The sequence below is a fragment of the Reichenbachiella sp. genome (genome assembly GCF_039944555.1).
Classification (GTDB): Bacteria; Bacteroidota; Bacteroidia; order Cytophagales; family Cyclobacteriaceae; genus Reichenbachiella.
This window is the reverse complement of sequence record NZ_JBDUYN010000008.1, coordinates 572,056-589,690: the sequence shown is the minus strand read 5'-3', so window position 1 is coordinate 589,690 and position 17,635 is coordinate 572,056. Positions and strand designations below refer to the sequence as shown.

Here is a 17,635-nt window from a genome sequence, read left to right as displayed (position 1 = left end):
GGTTTTTTTTAATTAATTAGGTCGGCATCTGAGTTGGTTATACTAAGATTGGTTGATGTCGTCAATGAATATATAAGTATGCTGACGTTATAAGTGCAGAAACAATTCTTGAAATATTGCTTCTGAATACAGCTCGGGTTTGCTTTCTAAGAACTTCCAAAGAATCAAAAACTAAATTGTAGACTGTCTTGATTTTAATAGACAGTACATCAGCTATTTCGTTGTTGTCGAGTCCGCTATAATACTTCAAGAATAATACCTCTCTTTTTCGCTTCGAAAGTATTTTGAATCCCTCTTCAAGAAACACTTTGTTTTCCTGATCGATGTCAGCATTTATCAGATCGCTTTCATGCGGGGATAGGAGTTCAAATCCGGTATTGCAGTTAAAATCCAATGACAAATGCCTTGAATGGTAATTTATTTTTTTGGCAAGTTTTCTTCTGAAGGACCTCATCAAATAAAATTTGATGGAATCGGTAGGACCAAGGTTGAATTTTGAATCCCATAGGTCCACAAAAAGCTCCTGAATGCTATCATTCACTAAGTCCGAGTCGGTAGTGAACTGTCGGCCATAATTATAGAGCAATTTAAAATTACTTACATAGATCTTCTCAAAAGCTGCTTTTTCTCCTGATCTGAAGTTGTTCCACAGTTTGTCTTCCATTATTTCAATTGACATAACTACTATTTCAGATTTGTTTCAATATAGTTCATTAGCACTGTTTTGCCCAAATTGTCATCAGGCAGATTGTGATACGCTTAAATATTGAATTACCTGTTTAGGTAGAAAGAAAGGCTCAAAGGGAATTACCTACGAATTTTTAATTTTTATTATATAGTGGTTTTTATTTGTCAAAAAATGGCTGAAAAGGTAAGGCGCCTCTGGCATATCTTGCACCTTTTTCTTTTGGCACAAGTTACAAATTATCGCCAGTGGGGGGTACCTCAGAGGTACCCCCCCACCTATATAAGTACCCCTCCCCACTTAGGTAAGTACCCCTCCCCACCTCTGAGCTCCCTGCAGGTACCTCCGAACTCCCTGCTCGAGTCTTTTTACTCCGAGCTCACACCTTTTTGCTTGCTGTTCGAATCTTTTAACTGCCTGCAGGCACCTTTTTACTCCCCGTTCGCACCTTTTTACTGCCTCCAGGTATCATTTTTCTTCGAGTTCGAGTCTTTTTGCTGACTGTTTGAATCTTTTTACTCCGGGTACGCGCCCTTGAGGTGCCCCCATCCACTCGCGCGGATGTTACATTCATGCCTGATGAGGCGTCCTGAAAAAAGTTGACACAGACAGTGTCAAATATGCAAGAAGATAACAAAGAGAGTACCTTGGTAAGGTACAAGAATGGCCAGCAGTATAGAACAGCCTATAAGATTGGTGAGATATTAGAATTGGTTTCAGGCCTGGAGCCGGATGCCTTTGGTGCAACTACACCTTCTTGCTTTTAATGAATATGATGGGCGTGGTAACAAACTATGCCCCGAGTGGACAGGACATGGTCCAGCGAGAGGCTAAAGAAATTGGGATAGCTGGATTATCTGATAAAGTCTTAGATCAATGAAACTCTTCCTGAAGAGGTATTGAAGCTTGCTAAGACGTAGTCGTTCTCTTATTGTAGTTTAGATCATAGTCAAAGAGGTCTTCCAAAACACTGATGAGTTAGTCCTTTATCACCTTAAAGAGAGACAGTCGATTTGAGTTAATTACTTTGATGAAATAGATGGCTGGAGGCAGCTCTGAAATTCTTAATCTCCCCACCTCTGCATTTTCAAATCCGGCTTGCTGTAGTGTTTTTCCTCGAATATCAACCAGTGAAATCATGAACTTGCTTTGCAGCTGGCCAAAACTGACCGTCAAAAATTCGCTGTTTGTCAGTGGGTTTGGATAAACGCGGAGGCTAATATTGTTTTTTGGAGAATTCAATACAAATACATCTACATTGGTACACTCAGAAGTAATGCTACAGTCTCCCTCCGTTATTTGCACCGAATAATTCCCTGATTTGGAAGGCGTATAAGTTTGACTGGTTGCGCCAGATATTTGCGCATTGTTGTCATCACAATCCAACCATTGATACGTCAGTCCTTCGGAGTTGGCTTTCAATTCTAATCCTGTTTTTGTAACAGTTGCATCTGGTGTATTCAGAGTCAATGTGACTGTCACTGTTGAGTCACAGCTTGCGACAGACTGAAATACTTCTATGTAGTCTCCCGCTGTAGAAAGAGTTTGAGTTCCGAACGAATAGCTGTCACCATCGCATATTGAGACATTGGCCATTTCTTCGTAGGTGGTATTGACTGTAAGTGTAAGTGTTACGGTAGAATCGCAATCTGCTACAGATTGAAATACTTCCATATAGTCTCCAGCAATAGAAAGCGTCTGCGTTCCAAATGAATAGGTATCCCCTGAACAGATCGCAGCATTGGCTGTTTCGTCGTATGTAGTGCAAGGCTCAGAAACGGTAGTAGAGACCGCAGCAAATTGGTGGCGGTTTGTATCGTCATTCACGTTCAGAAACGTCCCGCCCATATAAATTTTGTCTCCCAGGGATCCCACGGCTGTGACTGAATGAGAAACGTCCGGGTTCCATGCGGTAAGCGTAGCATCAGTATTTATTGCCGCCACGTGTGCTCTTACTTCCCCTCCTGAAGTAGCAAAGCTTCCCCCTGCATAGAGTATGTTGTCATTTAGGACCAGAGAATAGATTTTGGAATTGTTAACAAAATCCAGACCCCAGTCGTTTACCGCTCCTGTGGCACGATCTATCTGTGCGATATTGTCTATGCTTTGACCTCCGATGCTTGAAAAATCTCCGCCCACATACATGTCGTCTCCATCAATGATTATCGAATAGATGGCGCTGGTGCCGCCTACGTTTGGGTCCCATGTAGATACTGCAGCCGTGCTGCCATCTATGGCCGCCAGTCTATTTCGAGGCAAACTATTCATGACAGTAAAATTGCCACCGGCGTAAATAGTACCACCATCAAGTAAAAGAGCCTGTACGAAGTCGTCTGCCTCGGGAGCCCAACTGAGCAAGTTGCCAGTGGATGTACTCACTGCGGCAATATAGTTTCGAGCGGTGGCATTCACTGTTGTAAATTCACCCCCTATATAAAGAGTTTCCTCATCGGTGGATAGTACCATGGTATGAATTCTCGCATTGGTGCCGCCGGGATTCCAGGCATTCACAGCACCGGATGTACGGTCGATAGCGGCAAGGTTTGTCCGTGTCTGGCCGCCCACACTTGTAAAAAGTCCACCGATGTAGAGTGTAGATTCGGTTGATGCGATGGCGTTTACGGTAGTACCTGCAACGACTGGATTCCAGTCTGTAGGGATTCCGGTAGTTGGATCTATTTCAGCAAGTGCTCCCAGGGTTCTTCCACCTGCATTTGATTTAAATCCGCAGACTAAGAGATCTGTATCAGAAATGGCAAGCCTTTCGATTTGCTTTCCTAAGACTCCATCGGCTATGAACGATGTTGCAATTCCGGAAGTTTTGTTTATTGCTGCCACTCCGACTCTTTCAATACTCCCTATTTTTGAAAAGAGACCAGCAACGTAAACTATATTATTTGAGATTTTTATGTCTTTGATGCGTATAGTGCCGGAGATAAAGCTTCCATGTGCCACTACGGGATCCCAACTAGTGGTATTGCCAGTGGTAGCATCTATAGCGCCGAGATACTGTCTGTTGTCAGATCCAATAGAAGTAAAGTCACCGCCTATATAGACAATACCGTTATCAATAGCGATGGTATAGACACTCGTGTTCGGCGAGGGATTCCAAGTAGTAGCAAGGCCTGTTGATGCGTCCAATTCGGCTAGACGACTTCGAGACTGGCCACCAATGGTAATAAAATCGCCACCAGCATAGATCATGTCACCAGATTTGGCAAGTGCCTTTACATTTTGATTGGCATCTGGGTTCCAGGATGTGGCTAGTCCAGTGGTAGTACTAATGGCAGCAATATTGCTTCTGTCCTCTCCTCCTATATTGTCGAACTCACCACCTACGTAGATCAATGATCCATCTAGTAGCAGAGTTTCAACGATCGGCGATATGGCACCGCTTGCATTTGGATTCCAGGCGGTGGCCAATCCAGTGGTGATGTCTATAGCTCCTATGAGGTTTCGGTCATCTTCGCCAATTTTGTTGAAAACACCACCTATGTAGAGCGTATTTCCTGATAGTATCATGGTATAAACAGCACCGTCAACATTTGGATTCCAAGTCAAATCCAGGGTATTATCGCTGTTGATGTGTGCCAGCCTATTGATGCCGGTACCCTCAATGTTGGTGAAAAAACCACCAATGTACCAGCCTCCATTATTGTCTGAGACAGCGACGTTTACAGTGCTAACGACTGCAGGGAAACTGGAGTCCGCGATACCAGTTGTCCTATCTACTAGTCCAACGCTACTGGTATGAGGGTAGATGTGATTGAAAGTTCCTCCTATATAAATTGTATTGTCTGTTTGATCCGTGTGAATTGCGTTAACCGTACCATTGGTTCCCCAGAGATTGGTATCCAGCGTCTGCGCAGATAGCTGTGACGAAAATGCAGTTGTGAAAAATAGGAGCAGGGTTTTGGGTACTAACTTGAGGAGGTTCATAATTAGGGATTATTTATTGTGGCTTCATGAAAATATAAATATAACAATAAATAATAGTTATATTTCCATATATCCAGGATTGCAATGCCAGATTAGACCTCAATTTTACACTTCTAAAATCTGTTTTTCTTGATCAATCAAGTCTGCAATATGCTCGGCTGAGCTCCAAATGTTGATCATTTTGCTTCAAATTCGTGTTTTTTTGCTGGCCGCGATTACTTTTTTGCTAGCAGCGGTTAGCCATCCGAATCATCTGTCTTGCTTTAGTGAGGAGATTTAGAAATGAACAATCCATCACCCAATCACTCGCGCGGATGTAACATCCGTGCCTGACCCGACCCTTTTGTTGTCTTCGGCGAATTATCCTCAAATGAACAAACCATCTCACATTCGTGTTTGGTTGATAATGTTTAAATTCAGAGAGAAGTAATTCTTGTTCGAAATGTCGGATGAAGTATAAACCAGAAAATGGTGTTTTGCTATGCTGAAAATTAAACACCATTTTGCAAACCACTAAACTCACATTACCTATGGCAGATACGCTGATTCAATTAGTCAAAATCGACAGCTTAGAAGAGAAAATACCGGCCTACGCACTGGCCGAAAATACTGATCTGGTACTTATCAAATATGGCAATGAAGTTTCCGTACTGTATGGCAGGTGCCAGCACCGCGGGGCTTTGATGTCAGATGCTACGATTATAGGCGATGACATCGTTTGCGGACTGCACAACTGGGATTATCGATATGATACCGGCGTCAGCGCTTACAACAATAGCGAAAAGCTGCACAAGTTTAATGCAACACTCAAGGACGGCTATGTCTGTGTTGATAGAACTGAGGTACTCGAATTTGAAAAAGCAAACCCTCAGCCATTTCAGAGAGAAGAGTATCAGGGCACCTATGCAGATACACATCCCGAAAGCACCGAACCTTATACCAGGGAAATTGGTGAATTGGCTAAAAATGGGTTGAAGAACTTAGGCCACCATGGATTTACGGAGGCCATGGGTGTAGACAGAAATACCTTGCCTAAGTGGGAAAACCTTCAATTTCTACCCGCTCAGATGGCTAAAAGGCCTTTGTTGGACGAAGCCGAAGTATCCACCAAAGTAGTCATTGGGCCTAGAGCTAAGAAACCGTTGGAGTTGGATATGCCTTTGTTCGTTTCGGACATGAGCTTTGGTGCGCTGTCTCGAGAAGCGAAGATTGCACTGTCCAAAGGGGCAGAAAAAGCCGGAACAGGCATCTGCTCCGGAGAGGGTGGAATGTTGCCAGATGAGCAAGCAAACAATTCAAGATACTTCTACGAATTGGCATCCGCTCAATTTGGTTTTTCCTGGGACAAAATCGAGAAAGTACAAGCTTTTCATTTCAAAGGTGGACAGGGAGCAAAGACAGGTACCGGAGGACACCTGCCCGGTAATAAAGTCCAAGGCGAAATTGCCAAAGTACGTGGATTGGAGCCTGGCCAATCGGCCATCAGCCCAGCTACTTTCCCCGACTTTAAAGGAATGGAAGATTTTAAGGAATTTGCCGCCAAGGTGAGGGAAGTTTCAGGAGGCATTCCCGTAGGATACAAACTGGCCGCTAGTCACATCGAAAAAGACATTGCCTTTGCGCTGGAAGCAGGAGCTGACTACATCATCCTGGATGGCCGCGGAGGAGGTACCGGTGCTGCACCCACAGTTTTGAGAAATAACATCAATGTACCTACGATCCCCGCTCTAGCCAGGGCCAGAAAGTTTTTGGATGAGCAAGGCGTGCAGGATGTTTCACTGGTAATCACAGGAGGACTAAGGATCGCCGAAGACTTTGCCAAAGCGCTGATGCTAGGGGCAGATGCCATAGCAGTTTCCAATTCGGCACTACAGGCCATCGGGTGTTTGGGCATGCGTGCCTGTCATACCAATAATTGTCCGGTGGGTATAGCCACACAAAAAGAGAACTTAAGGTCAAGGCTCATTATTGAAAATTCGGCCGAAAGACTGAACAACTTTTTCCGGGCCAGTAATGATCTGATCCGAGTAGTGGCTCGATCCTGTGGATACGACGACATCAGTCAATTCAACCCAGATGATTTGTCCACCTTCGATTGGGACATGCATCAATTGACGGGAGTTAATTACGCAGGAGTCAATTGATCATGTTCGAGGTATTCACTCTTATTGTAGCGGTATCCGCTTTGCTTTCTTATGTCAATTACAAATACTTAAAGTTGCCACAGACCATTGGGGTCCTAATACTTTCTATTGGGGTCTCTGTAATTTTAGGAAGCATCAAGGTGATCAACCTGGATTGGTTTCATGTAGCCTGTAGCGTAGTGACCACGATCGACTTCAGGTCGATCCTATTTGATTTCCTTTTAAGTTTTCTCCTGTTTGCCGGAGCCATTCATGTCAATCTCAACAATCTGCTCGAAGAAAAACTGCCGGTGGTATTGTTTGCGACAGTCGGCGTCGTCATTTCTACTTTCATTGCGGGTTCATTGATCTACTTCATGGCCGATACCATGGGTCTGGGGATTACCTATTTGCAGTCTTTGGTTTTTGGGGCACTGATTTCGCCAACAGACCCCGTGGCCGTGTTGAGTTTGTTGCAAAAAGCGAATGTTGATAAGAAACTCGAGATAAAAATCATTGGAGAATCCTTATTCAATGATGGTATAGGCATCGTAGTTTTTCTGTCTCTATTGGCGCTGGCCGGAGGAATGTCCGAACATGGTGGAGAAGTGACAGCAGGTTCGATCGCGGAATCATTACTGGTGGAGGCCGGTGGAGGATTGTTCCTCGGATTTCTATTGGGAATTATTGGCATATACTTTCTAAAGGCCATCAAAGATGAACCTGTTATCGAAGTGCACATCACCTTAGGAATAGTAATGGCTGGATACGCTCTGGCCGCATTGATTGGTGTTTCCGGTGCCCTGGCGATGGTCGTGGCAGGTATTATGATAGGCAACCGACTTGCCAGACCTGACATGCCCGACTCATTGAAAAGCAACATGAATACTTTCTGGCACATTCTTGACGAAGTATTAAATGCGGTCTTATTTGTTTTGATCGGTTTGGAGATTCTTGTGTTAGGCTTTGATGTCAACTATCTGATGCTTGGCATTGCTGCCATCCCTATTGTGCTTTTGGCTAGATATTTCTCCGTTTTCCTTACGAATTTGACATTGCCCGGAGCGCATAAATCTTCCGGAAAAGAATTGATGATTCTTTCGTGGGCGGGGTTGAGAGGTGGTATATCGATTGCCCTCGCACTTACACTCACAGAAGGATTGAACCGGGAGCCGATTTTGTATATGACCTATGTGGTGGTTTTGTTTTCCATTATCATACAGGGATTATCCATTGAAAAATTAGTGAAGAGTTTAAACAAGTAACGTGAATTAGAGCTTGCGAGAGAAATTAAAACATATCAAAAAAATTAAATGTAATCAGTTAACGTCAAAATAATGGAGTGGTATTTACCTTTTACTGTAATTCCGGGAGTTGGCCTGATCATTCTGTCAACATCTAATATCATGTTGAACTTAAACGACGAAATTTTTCGGATTAAGAACCAAGCAAACGTTGCAAAAGAAGATATCATAGAGTTGAAGCTATCTCAGCTCAAAATACTGAGCCATGCCATAGTTCTGCAGTACATCGGGTTGTTCCTGTTTCTGGTTTCCGGTATGGTCAACGCATTGTTTGGCAATCCAGCAGGCTCGTCGAAATGGAGTTTATTGATAGGCGTTGGTTTTATTGGTATATCCATCATATTGCTCATCACCTACTCGTACAGAGCCATTGCTGTACGACAAAAACATCTACAATTATGAACAAGAAAACAGTATGGCACAAAGTACTAGATGACAAAACAGAACTTCCTGAAGGTAGGGTGATGACGGTGACAGCAGGTCACAAGGGCATTTGCCTGACCCACTTCGAAGGGAAGTATTCGGCACTGGACAATCAATGCCCACACCAAAAAGGCCCGTTGGGAGAAGGCTCCATCGAAGATGGTGTATTGAGATGCCCCTGGCACGGATGGGATTTCCATCCCTGTACGGGAAAAGCACCCGGGTTCGACGATGGAGGAGTCCCTACTTATCAATTGAAAGAAGAAGGAAGTGCTATCTATGTAGGACTGGAAGAAGAGGATGATCATGAACAGACGATTTCGGATCTGATGGTAGAAACCATGGTCAATTGGGGGGTGACGAAGGTGTTTGGCATGGTAGGTCATTCCAATCTTGGTTTTGCGGATGCCATGAGAAGGCAGGAAGAAAAAGGAAATCTCAATTTTTATGGCATCCGACACGAAGGAGCTGCAGCATTTGCTTGCTCAGCGTATGGAAAGCTGACAGGGAAACCAGCTGCCTGTTTTACGATTGCCGGACCCGGAGCTACCAACTTGTACACCGGGCTATGGGACGCCAAAGTAGATCGAGCACCGGTTTTGGCCCTGACAGGACAAGTAGCCACGCAGGTAGTAGGTACAGGCAACTTTCAGGAAGTGGATCTGGTTCGGGCTTTTGATACCGTGGCCGAATTCAACCAACGCGTACAGACCAATTCAAAACACGCCGAACTCATGGGTTTGGCAGTCAAGCATGCGATACTCAAGCGCGACGTGTCTCATCTCACATTCCCGGATGAGGTGCAGGAAACTGCAGCACCAGCCAATGCTGCACCGTCTACCTCAGAAGGAAGAATGGCACCACAACAAATCCTACCGCCCGAGGAATCTATTGATGCTGCCGTGGCTTTATTGAAAAAGGCCAAAAGACCGGTGATCATCGTGGGCCATGGAGCGAGGTTCCATATGGACCAGGTGATCGAATTTGCTGAAAGCTGTCATGCACCAGTCCTTACTACCTTCAAAGGAAAAGGGTTGATTGGCGACCATCATGAATTAGGTTGCGGTGTTTTGGGCCGAAGCGGCACACCTATCGCTTCATGGTTTATGAATGAATGTGATGCATTGTTAGTATTAGGAGCTTCTTTTTCTAATCACACAGGGATTACGGATCACAAACCAACGATACAGGTCGATTTTGATGCATTGGCCCTGAGTAAGTTTCACAAGATCGATGTACCTGTCTGGGGAGAAATCTCAGCTACGCTGAAAATTCTGAAAAAGGAATTAGCAGGAAAAATGAACACGCTTGATCAGAGAGATGAAATAGCAGAGCGATGGAAGATCTGGAAAGCCGAGAAAGCCAAGCGTCTAAAAGAAGATCATGGCCATGGATTGAGCTCCGTAGCAGTGTTTGAAGCCATGAACAAACTGGCTCCTAAAGATGCCGTGATGTGTGTAGATGTGGGTAACAATGCCTATTCGTTTGGCCGATATTTTGAAACCGAAAAACATGACTTTTTGATGTCCGGATACCTTGGTTCGATCGGATTTGCGGTTCCGGCTTCGATGGGGGCCTTTGCCGCAGTGGGTGATAGCAGACCTATTGTCGCTGTGGCGGGTGACGGAGGTTTTTGTCAATACCTGGCGGAGATCACCACACTAGTGAAATATAACATGCCGGTAAAAGTGATTATCTTGAATAATCACGAGCTGGGCAAGATCTCAAAAGAGCAAAGAGCAGGGGAGTTTGACGTGTGGCAGACCAATCTGAGCAACCCAAATTTCTCAGAATACACCAAATCCTGTGGTGCCTGGTCAAAAAGAGTGACCAACAAAGAGGAATTGGAAAGTAGCATGACAGAGTTGTTCCAGCAAAGTGGTCCCGGCCTGCTAGAAATAATGACTGATGTAAATCTGATCTAATGCTAAAAGTTAAAATTCTATTTTCGATTTGTGCGCTATTAGCCACGTCATTGGTTTCAGCGCAGACCTGGAGTTTAGGTGGTGCGGCCATTTATGGAGATGACATCGGAGAACCTGGAATCCATGCCCGGGGCTATTTCAATTCGAAAAATGGGAAAACTTGTTTTGGACCTGAATTTTCACGTTTTATTAAATCAACGGAGACGATTAACGGGCATGAGGTCTCCAAACAATTGAGTGAAGTGAATTTTAATCTTCACTACATCATTGAGCTCAAGGAGGAGTGGGGGTTTTATCCGCTCATTGGGCTAAATATGAGTTTCGAAAAAGAAGAAATCAAAGACGATTTGGGTGAGGTTGAGGTGGAAAGTAAAGATGTCTTTGGAGCCAACCTGGGAGCGGGAATACATAGAATGGGTGAAAAGTGGATTTTTTTCGCAGAGTATGACCACTTGTTCAGCGATCTAAGTCAAAACTCGTACCTTATCGGAGCTTTCTACACTTTTGGTAAAACCACCGAACATGAATAACAATATGACCATTTGGAAAATATGAATGAAGTAAAAAAAGAGGAGCTCGTTCCGGTACGGAAAAGCCTACATCAGGCCATTCAATTGGTAAGTGCGGTGCCAAGAAATATCCTGCCGAAGGATCCGACCGACGGTATGTCCAGCCTGGAGTGGAACGCTCAACTGGAATCTCTGGAGTCTTTGCCAGTTACCAACGACCACGGAGAAATTCGGGTAGGCCTTAAATTTGAGACTTTTGCTCTGTACATCACAGTAGATCATGACAGCAAAGTAGCCCTTGAATTGTCAGGGAGATCAGTCGATCAGGGATTGACTTGGTTAAAGGCAGAATTGGCCAAATATGATATTTCATCAGAGTCGATCAACCTGGATTTGCCTTATGAAATAGAGAATTACGATTACTCTAAAATACTTCAGGTCAACAATGAAGCACTTACAGTATTCGGGCAATTGTATCAAATGACGGCTGAGGTGCTAGCTGATATCACAAGGAAATGGGAAGAGGCATTCGATATCAGATGTTGGCCGCATCACTTTGACCTGGCCACCTTGATACCTTTGGAGACAGATCAAGAGAATGAAATTACGAAGAGCATAGGAATCGGTCTGTCTCCGGGTGATGATGGGATTAATGAGCCCTATGTGTATGTAAACATCTGGCCCCAAGTGGAGGTTGTGACACTGCAGCAGCATAAACTTGCCCAAGGTGATTGGAATACAGAAGGCTGGTCTGGTGCTGTATTGCCCTATTCACAGATGAGTGAAACAGACCATCTCGGAAAGGCCTTCGAGCAATTTACAAGTGCTGTGATAGACATTCTGCTGCAAGAAACAAAATGATACCCGCATGCGATTGATGAAATACTGGTTTTTGGAAGACTCGTTTAACATGATGAAGCGGATGGGCATGCGAGACATGATGAACCTGTGCGAATTATTAGTGATGAAGACTTTCAAAAAAGGAAGCGAAATCCATCAGCAGTTTGAAGAAGATCATTTAATCTATTTTATCAAAAAAGGGCATGTCAAGATTGGTAAGAAGGAGGGCGATGAATTTACCATGAAGTATGTTTTAGGCAAGGGTAATATTTTTGGCGAATCCAAAATCACTTCTGGCGAAGATGATGAGCCCTATTCCGCCATAGCGATGTCAGAATGTATCATCTGCTTTATCGAGGTAGATAGGATGGAGGAGCTGATGTTGCAGTATCCTAAACTTCACAATTCGATATTGAAATTGGCGGGGTTTAAATTCAAGAAAATTGAGCGGAGGCTGGATGATATCATTTACAAAGACGCAGATACCAGAATAAAAGATTTTCTGTTTGACTTTGTCAAAGAAAATGGAACTTCCGACAACGAATGGAGAGCTGCAAAAAACATATTCTCCCATAGTGATATTGCCAAGCTCACCTCAACCAGTCGACAAACGGTAAATAATGTGATTAGCTCATTGAGGAAAGACGGAGAAATCACCTATGACAGAAAAGAGATACGCGTATTTGCTGAACTGCTGAAAGATGGGGACTAAGAAAGCCACCATACGGATTACCCACAAACCATCCGGGGAACTGCTCGCCGAAGGAGTTGAGGGTTGGGGCATGTTCGCCTTTGAAGGAAACTACTACATTGCCAATAAAAATCTAAAAACCGACGGCTTCAATTTTTCCGGAATTCCCGGACTCTGCCCTTATAAATTCATCTACTTCTGGTATCACTTTGCATCCTCAACCGGAGAAAAAACTCCAATGCTAGGTTGGAAGTATTGGCTGCCTAATCCATTGTTTCCTTTTATTGCTTTTAGAATAGCTGTACCCACCAGACATCCGGATTTAATTGTAGAAAGACTGAACTAACCTTGCTTTTATTTAATTTAATCCCCTTTATCAAAAAATAACATGATCATGATGCCTGGAATAATTAAAAAATCAATCTTGACTTTCCTGCTCATTGGAACACTTTCGAATGCATCTATATATGCTCAAGAAGGAATAGCACAAAAAGACTATCGAGACAAGGACAACATTGCTACATTTTCGATCGTAGCCCGGGATTCTGTGACTGGCGAACTTGGAGTCGCCGTGGCCTCACGATTTTTTGCTGTGGGCAATGTCGTGCCGTGGGCGAAGGCTGGTGTCGGAGCTGTAGCTACCCAGGCTTTTGCCAATACCAGCTTTGGATGGCGAGGGCTGGAGCTATTAGAAAAAGGTGTTACGCCCGAGGAGGCTGCAACTGTGCTTTTAAGAACTGACGATAACCCGAATCAAAGACAGTTTGGTATGGTTTCAATCGATGGAAAATCTATTTCCTATACAGGTGAGGGTTGCAATGCATGGGCAGGTGGGCGAAATGGTCCGAACTATGCAGTTCAGGGTAATATACTGGCCGGGGAAGCTGTGGTGGTGGCTATGGAGAAAGCTTTTCTTGAAACCAGCGGAACGTTGGCGGATAGAATGTATGCAGCGCTAGTCGCTGGCGAAGAAAATGGAGGGGATTCCCGTGGTAAGCAGTCTGCAGCCCTTTTGGTGGTAAAAGAAAACGCTGGCTATGGAGGCTATACCGACCGCGCCATCGACATCAGGGTAGATGATCATACCGAACCCTTCAAGGAGTTGGGCAGATTGCTGGATTATGCCCAAATGAATTATGCCTGGAATGAAGGGTGGACACTTTTCACTCAAAAGCAATTTCAGGAGGCTTTACCACATATGGAGCGAACAGCAAGACTGGGGCCTGAGATTCCGGAAGTCTGGTTCGACCTGGCCATCATTCGACTTGCTGCCGGAAAAAAAGATGAATCGTTGACGGCACTAGAAAAGGCTATTCAGCTCAATCCAAAATTGAAGGAGCAGGCCAAAGTTGATGATGATTTAAAGAGCCTTTCAGCCGACAAGAAATTTCAAAAGCTGATCAAATAATTTTCCCAAGTGTTACAGTCTACAAAGGTGTTATTGTCTTCAATTGATTTGATATAAGGACAACACGTCGAAAAGTTATATTCAGAAAACATTCAGGTTTATCCTGTCATTTTATTCCTCTAATATTTCAAATTTTGTTCATCATCGTTGACAAAATGGTGAACCAATGACTTTCAAACCTTGAATGCATAGTCAATTGGGGTATCCATAAGTAGTCAAACTTTCTAAACATTTGATTTAAAATTATGATCAAATCTCAGATAAGAACAATACTCGCGCCTACATTTATTCTGTCGTTGCTTTTCTTGGTGTCATGTGAGTCTGATGAATCAGAAGAGTCATTAGTATACGTCGGCCCCTGGATTCCGGGATGGCCTCAATTAGGGCATGATGGTGAACCGTATGAGTCTGATAGATTTATCGTCTACAGCAACTTTTCATCATTTGAAACCAAAGTAGAAACTTCTGAATATGCGGAGTCAATTATAGATGAGGTACTGGAAGTCTTTGAAGTGACCTGGGACGATTATCGTTTTGTGGCTAGTCAAAGCAATAAAAAAATAGTCATATTTTCTGACCATGATCAGAGATTAGAAAGTGGAGGGTTGGCCTATCGGGATGGGATCATTATTAGAGCTCTTCACTCTCCTCTCTATGAGCAGAACTATACACTTCATAGATGGAAAAGAACCCTGAAGCATGAATTGACGCATGTCAATGAATTTTTGCTAATCGGTGATAACAACTATCGATTGGCTAACACTGTTTGGTTCAGGGAGGGTATAGCGAATTACATTTCAGAAAATCAATCGGTAAGCGAGCTTAGCCATCTTGAAGTCTGGCAAGAAAAGATGAAAGATGTAAGTGGTGGTGGCAATCCTATTGGCATAAAGGTTTGGGGGGATTTTCCTCAATCGCAGATAAATGCTAATGCAGAATGGGAATATTATGCGTTTTTCGAATTAGGAATTCGCTATCTTCTTGATTCAAAAGGCAATGGCTCAACAATATCCGATGTGAAGTCATTTTATGAAGAGCTCGGTAACGGGATAAGCGTTGCTATCGCATTTGAAAACAATTTTGGATTGAGCTTGAATACTTTTGAAGCACAATATTGGGATTTAATGACTGATTATTTGAGTAATTAAAAGCGAGTAATCAATCAACTTCTTATGTTTGATATTACCGATTACGAATCACTTTTTTGAATCATTTGGCTTGCTGCCGGAAAAAAGAAGAATCGTTAACGCACTAGAAAAGACCATCCAGCTCAATCCAAAATTGAAGGAGCAAGCAAAAGCTAATCGAATAACACTTTCCTAATTATTTGCCAGGTATCTATTTCCTTCAATTACGGCCGCAGATATTTCGTCATATTTAAGTCCTTTGGACAAAATCTCTTTGCCATTCGACGGAAAATATTTTTTTATAGACGAGGAATAAGTCATTTTGTATATCACTCTGGTTTCGTCTTCGCTTTTAAAAATGGGACGCTCATGTAAAGATTTGCCAAACGACTTATTGGTTTTCCCATTTTCATAGATGCTATTTCCTGAATAGTAGTATTGGTATAAGTTTACCTCACCCTCCTGGATTAGTTTGGCTAAAATCATGTGCGATATGATTACCTCTTCATTAAAGAATTCTTCTCCCTGTTCTTTGAGTGTAAGCACATGGAAAGAATTACCATTGAGCTCAACTGATGAAATCTGATCCAGCGATAAGCTTAAATGATCCTGATCAATCTTATACTGAAGCGCTTTGATATTGCCTATTAAGACACTAGGTTCATAAACATCTATCAAACACTCAATGGTATCCCCATTGGTTTTGTAGATCACACCGTTTTCGTAATCAGCCAATAGGTGATTACTTATGGCAAGTAAAAAAATTGTGAGTGTTAACTTCATTGTATTATTTGTTGCTGCTTGTTATAACAAATAAACAATTCAGGTATTAATTGAATATTGGTGTCCGGTTATACTTGTGTTAAAGTTTTGACGACCTGTTAAACGAATGTTAAGTTGTTCAAAAAACCAATAGTCAAATCGAACGGCAATTGGATTGGAGGAGTCTTTGATGGCCTAATTTTTGTATTTATTAGTCTCTACTTCTGATCATTCGGGTGACCTCGTCTGCAGATATTATACCCACAGGTCCATCATAAATTCCGCCATCGATTCCGATGTCTCTGACTTTCACTGCAATCACGTTTTCTTCTTCCGTACTCAGTAAACCAGTGGGTATTTTGTACACCCGGATGTTTCGATAAGACTGGCTTTGACCAAGTGGCTCGTGATCATTGGTTTCACCAACAAACTCACCGTTGAGGTAGGTAACATCAAAATCATCGATACGACCTAACAACAGGTAGTAATCCTCAGCTGGATTGGGTTTGAAACTAAGTTTGAATTTTTTACGATACCAGGCAGTTCCATCATAAGATCGATAGCCTTGATTGTCCCAATAGGCGGGGACAAGCAGGACGTCCCAATGATTGTCGTCGTAGTCCATTTCACTATAAGCTTTGCTGTTATGTCTTGTGAATCTCCAGGGACCATAGAGGTTTTGAAGTAAATTTTCACTGCCCTCCGAAACATAGATGCCAGGCTTCCCTTTCACTATGCCACCATTCTTATATTCGTCATATACCTTCACTGCGATCACATTGTCTCCTTCAAAATTGATCAGCTCATTGCTCAGAAAATATTTCCTGTTGGAATTGTAAGCGGTTCTAAATCGGGGAGGGAATCTGCCGGTCCTACCGACCAGGCGACCGTTCAGGAAGGTCTCATCTACATCGTCAATAAATCCAAGAATCGCATAGTGAGCCTCGTTGCGTTTGAGTAGTCTGCCATCGAAATGAATGCGATACCAGGCATAACCATCATAGCCATTGAACCCTTCATTTTCCCAATCTTCGGGTACATAAATGTTCTCCCAGGATTCATCATCGCACTCGATAAATGACCATTTTTCATTATCTCCAATCTGAAATTTCCAATTCCGTTCGAAATCAATAACACGATAGACACCTTTTTCAGAATTGGTTTTAGAAGAAAGTCCATGTGACTCACCTTCAAAAACAATGTGAAAAATGGACTTCCAAAAACCAATTTCTTCATCATCAGATTTAACATTCTCGTCCTGAGCAAATGAGTTGTTGGAAGCCATAAAGCCAATTAATAGTAAAAGAAGCTGTATTTTCTTGGTGAGATTCATTTTTTAGTTGCTGCGGTTAAAGGTGGTGGTAACTACAAGAGATTCCTGATCATATTCTCTTTTTCTATCTTTTTTCTTACGTTTTACTTCTATACTAGCCGTACCGCTACGCATATCAATGACAAATCCATAAGTACTCATCATACGAGTACCGATAATACCTGCTATTCTCTTTCCCGTTCTTCGCTGAATCGATTTGGCTACGGCAGAGAGATCAAAGGCAAATACCGGACCCCTCAACCTCACCTCACCAAATTCCAATTTGACATGAGAGGCTGGAGCCAATTGGTTGCCAGTCGATCCGAAGCCAGGTACTTTCAAGCTGGCATCGTTACTGCTTAATATATGAAATTCATATTTGTCTTTCACCTTAGTATCCAATACGGTGAAATCTGACCCGGTGTCTAATAGTACCCATGTTTTCTGACCATTGAGCATCATTTGAATAATTGGTTTACCTCTGTATTTTGCTTCTACCACATCAAGCTCCTGGGCTTGCGTGAAGTTATGAATTAATCCGACGATCATAAATGTTACAATTTTGCTTTTCATGTTTTTGAGTTTTT

16 protein-coding genes are annotated in these 17,635 nt (G+C 43.0%); 11 read left to right on the top strand and 5 right to left on the bottom strand.

The window, feature by feature from the left end:
- Positions 1-61 precede the first annotated feature (61 nt).
- Positions 62-679, bottom strand: coding sequence for a sigma-70 family RNA polymerase sigma factor (locus tag ABJD64_RS16215; RefSeq protein WP_348183388.1), 618 nt, complete (start codon positions 677-679; stop codon positions 62-64).
- 626 nt (positions 680-1,305) lie between these two features.
- On the opposite strand from ABJD64_RS16215, the gene ABJD64_RS16210 reads away from it, so the two are divergent.
- Positions 1,306-1,452, top strand: a complete 147-nt coding sequence (locus tag ABJD64_RS16210) for a hypothetical protein (RefSeq protein WP_348183386.1) — start codon at positions 1,306-1,308, stop codon at positions 1,450-1,452.
- Positions 1,453-1,663: 211 nt separating this feature from the next.
- Here the strand turns inward: ABJD64_RS16210 and ABJD64_RS16205 are convergent, their stop codons facing one another.
- Entirely contained in the window at positions 1,664-4,624 is a 2,961-nt protein-coding gene (locus tag ABJD64_RS16205; protein ID WP_348183384.1) for a T9SS type A sorting domain-containing protein, read from the bottom strand.
- Positions 4,625-5,154: 530 nt separating this feature from the next.
- Here ABJD64_RS16205 and ABJD64_RS16200 point away from each other — a divergent pair.
- From ABJD64_RS16200 to ABJD64_RS16155, 10 genes are all read left to right on the top strand, one after another.
- Complete coding sequence (locus tag ABJD64_RS16200; protein ID WP_348183382.1) at positions 5,155-6,768, top strand: glutamate synthase-related protein; 1,614 nt, start codon at positions 5,155-5,157, stop codon at positions 6,766-6,768.
- A gap of 2 nt (positions 6,769-6,770) precedes the next feature.
- Positions 6,771-8,012, top strand: coding sequence for a sodium:proton antiporter (locus ABJD64_RS16195; protein ID WP_348183380.1), 1,242 nt, complete (start codon positions 6,771-6,773; stop codon positions 8,010-8,012).
- Positions 8,013-8,084: 72 nt separating this feature from the next.
- Entirely contained in the window at positions 8,085-8,453 is a 369-nt protein-coding gene (locus ABJD64_RS16190) for a hypothetical protein (protein WP_348183378.1), read from the top strand.
- On the top strand, positions 8,450-10,399 hold the full coding sequence (locus ABJD64_RS16185; RefSeq protein WP_348183376.1) for a thiamine pyrophosphate-binding protein: 1,950 nt from the start codon (positions 8,450-8,452) through the stop codon (positions 10,397-10,399). Before ABJD64_RS16190 ends, ABJD64_RS16185 begins: the two co-directional genes overlap by 4 nt.
- Positions 10,399-10,929 (top strand): hypothetical protein, encoded by a 531-nt coding sequence (locus tag ABJD64_RS16180; protein WP_348183375.1) that lies wholly within the window; start codon positions 10,399-10,401, stop codon positions 10,927-10,929. The genes ABJD64_RS16185 and ABJD64_RS16180 overlap by 1 nt, the downstream gene beginning before the upstream one ends.
- A gap of 21 nt (positions 10,930-10,950) precedes the next feature.
- Positions 10,951-11,769, top strand: coding sequence for a DUF5996 family protein (locus tag ABJD64_RS16175; protein WP_348183373.1), 819 nt, complete (start codon positions 10,951-10,953; stop codon positions 11,767-11,769).
- 7 nt (positions 11,770-11,776) lie between these two features.
- Positions 11,777-12,460: a Crp/Fnr family transcriptional regulator gene (locus tag ABJD64_RS16170; RefSeq protein WP_348183371.1), complete on the top strand. Its 684-nt coding sequence runs from the start codon at positions 11,777-11,779 to the stop codon at positions 12,458-12,460.
- Positions 12,450-12,785 (top strand): hypothetical protein, encoded by a 336-nt coding sequence (locus tag ABJD64_RS16165; RefSeq protein ID WP_348183370.1) that lies wholly within the window; start codon positions 12,450-12,452, stop codon positions 12,783-12,785. The genes ABJD64_RS16170 and ABJD64_RS16165 overlap by 11 nt, the downstream gene beginning before the upstream one ends.
- A gap of 48 nt (positions 12,786-12,833) precedes the next feature.
- On the top strand, positions 12,834-13,847 hold the full coding sequence (locus ABJD64_RS16160) for a DUF1028 domain-containing protein (RefSeq protein ID WP_348183368.1): 1,014 nt from the start codon (positions 12,834-12,836) through the stop codon (positions 13,845-13,847).
- Between the two features lie 245 nt (positions 13,848-14,092).
- Entirely contained in the window at positions 14,093-14,995 is a 903-nt protein-coding gene (locus ABJD64_RS16155; RefSeq protein WP_348183366.1) for a hypothetical protein, read from the top strand.
- A gap of 171 nt (positions 14,996-15,166) precedes the next feature.
- Here the strand turns inward: ABJD64_RS16155 and ABJD64_RS16150 are convergent, their stop codons facing one another.
- From ABJD64_RS16150 to ABJD64_RS16140, 3 genes are all read right to left on the bottom strand, one after another.
- Complete coding sequence (locus ABJD64_RS16150) at positions 15,167-15,757, bottom strand: hypothetical protein (RefSeq protein ID WP_348183364.1); 591 nt, start codon at positions 15,755-15,757, stop codon at positions 15,167-15,169.
- 190 nt (positions 15,758-15,947) lie between these two features.
- Complete coding sequence (locus ABJD64_RS16145) at positions 15,948-17,069, bottom strand: beta galactosidase jelly roll domain-containing protein (RefSeq protein WP_348183362.1); 1,122 nt, start codon at positions 17,067-17,069, stop codon at positions 15,948-15,950.
- 3 nt (positions 17,070-17,072) lie between these two features.
- On the bottom strand, positions 17,073-17,621 hold the full coding sequence (locus ABJD64_RS16140; protein ID WP_348183360.1) for a retropepsin-like aspartic protease: 549 nt from the start codon (positions 17,619-17,621) through the stop codon (positions 17,073-17,075).
- Between the last annotated feature and the right edge of the window lie 14 nt (positions 17,622-17,635).

What these genes read in the sequence shown, in the direction of transcription:
- ABJD64_RS16150 (WP_348183364.1), bottom strand. Translation starts at nt 15,757, where the DNA reads ATGAAGTTAACACTCACAATTTTTTTACTTGCCATAAGTAATCACCTA.
- ABJD64_RS16215 (WP_348183388.1), bottom strand. Translation starts at nt 679, where the DNA reads ATGTCAATTGAAATAATGGAAGACAAACTGTGGAACAACTTCAGATCA.
- ABJD64_RS16180 (WP_348183375.1), top strand. Translation starts at nt 10,399, where the DNA reads ATGCTAAAAGTTAAAATTCTATTTTCGATTTGTGCGCTATTAGCCACG.
- ABJD64_RS16165 (WP_348183370.1), top strand. Translation starts at nt 12,450, where the DNA reads ATGGGGACTAAGAAAGCCACCATACGGATTACCCACAAACCATCCGGG.
- ABJD64_RS16145 (WP_348183362.1), bottom strand. Translation starts at nt 17,069, where the DNA reads ATGAATCTCACCAAGAAAATACAGCTTCTTTTACTATTAATTGGCTTT.
- ABJD64_RS16200 (WP_348183382.1), top strand. Translation starts at nt 5,155, where the DNA reads ATGGCAGATACGCTGATTCAATTAGTCAAAATCGACAGCTTAGAAGAG.
- ABJD64_RS16185 (WP_348183376.1), top strand. Translation starts at nt 8,450, where the DNA reads ATGAACAAGAAAACAGTATGGCACAAAGTACTAGATGACAAAACAGAA.
- ABJD64_RS16175 (WP_348183373.1), top strand. Translation starts at nt 10,951, where the DNA reads ATGAATGAAGTAAAAAAAGAGGAGCTCGTTCCGGTACGGAAAAGCCTA.
- ABJD64_RS16190 (WP_348183378.1), top strand. Translation starts at nt 8,085, where the DNA reads ATGGAGTGGTATTTACCTTTTACTGTAATTCCGGGAGTTGGCCTGATC.
- ABJD64_RS16210 (WP_348183386.1), top strand. Translation starts at nt 1,306, where the DNA reads ATGCAAGAAGATAACAAAGAGAGTACCTTGGTAAGGTACAAGAATGGC.
- ABJD64_RS16160 (WP_348183368.1), top strand. Translation starts at nt 12,834, where the DNA reads ATGATGCCTGGAATAATTAAAAAATCAATCTTGACTTTCCTGCTCATT.
- ABJD64_RS16195 (WP_348183380.1), top strand. Translation starts at nt 6,771, where the DNA reads ATGTTCGAGGTATTCACTCTTATTGTAGCGGTATCCGCTTTGCTTTCT.
- ABJD64_RS16140 (WP_348183360.1), bottom strand. Translation starts at nt 17,621, where the DNA reads ATGAAAAGCAAAATTGTAACATTTATGATCGTCGGATTAATTCATAAC.
- ABJD64_RS16170 (WP_348183371.1), top strand. Translation starts at nt 11,777, where the DNA reads ATGCGATTGATGAAATACTGGTTTTTGGAAGACTCGTTTAACATGATG.
- ABJD64_RS16155 (WP_348183366.1), top strand. Translation starts at nt 14,093, where the DNA reads ATGATCAAATCTCAGATAAGAACAATACTCGCGCCTACATTTATTCTG.
- ABJD64_RS16205 (WP_348183384.1), bottom strand. Translation starts at nt 4,624, where the DNA reads ATGAACCTCCTCAAGTTAGTACCCAAAACCCTGCTCCTATTTTTCACA.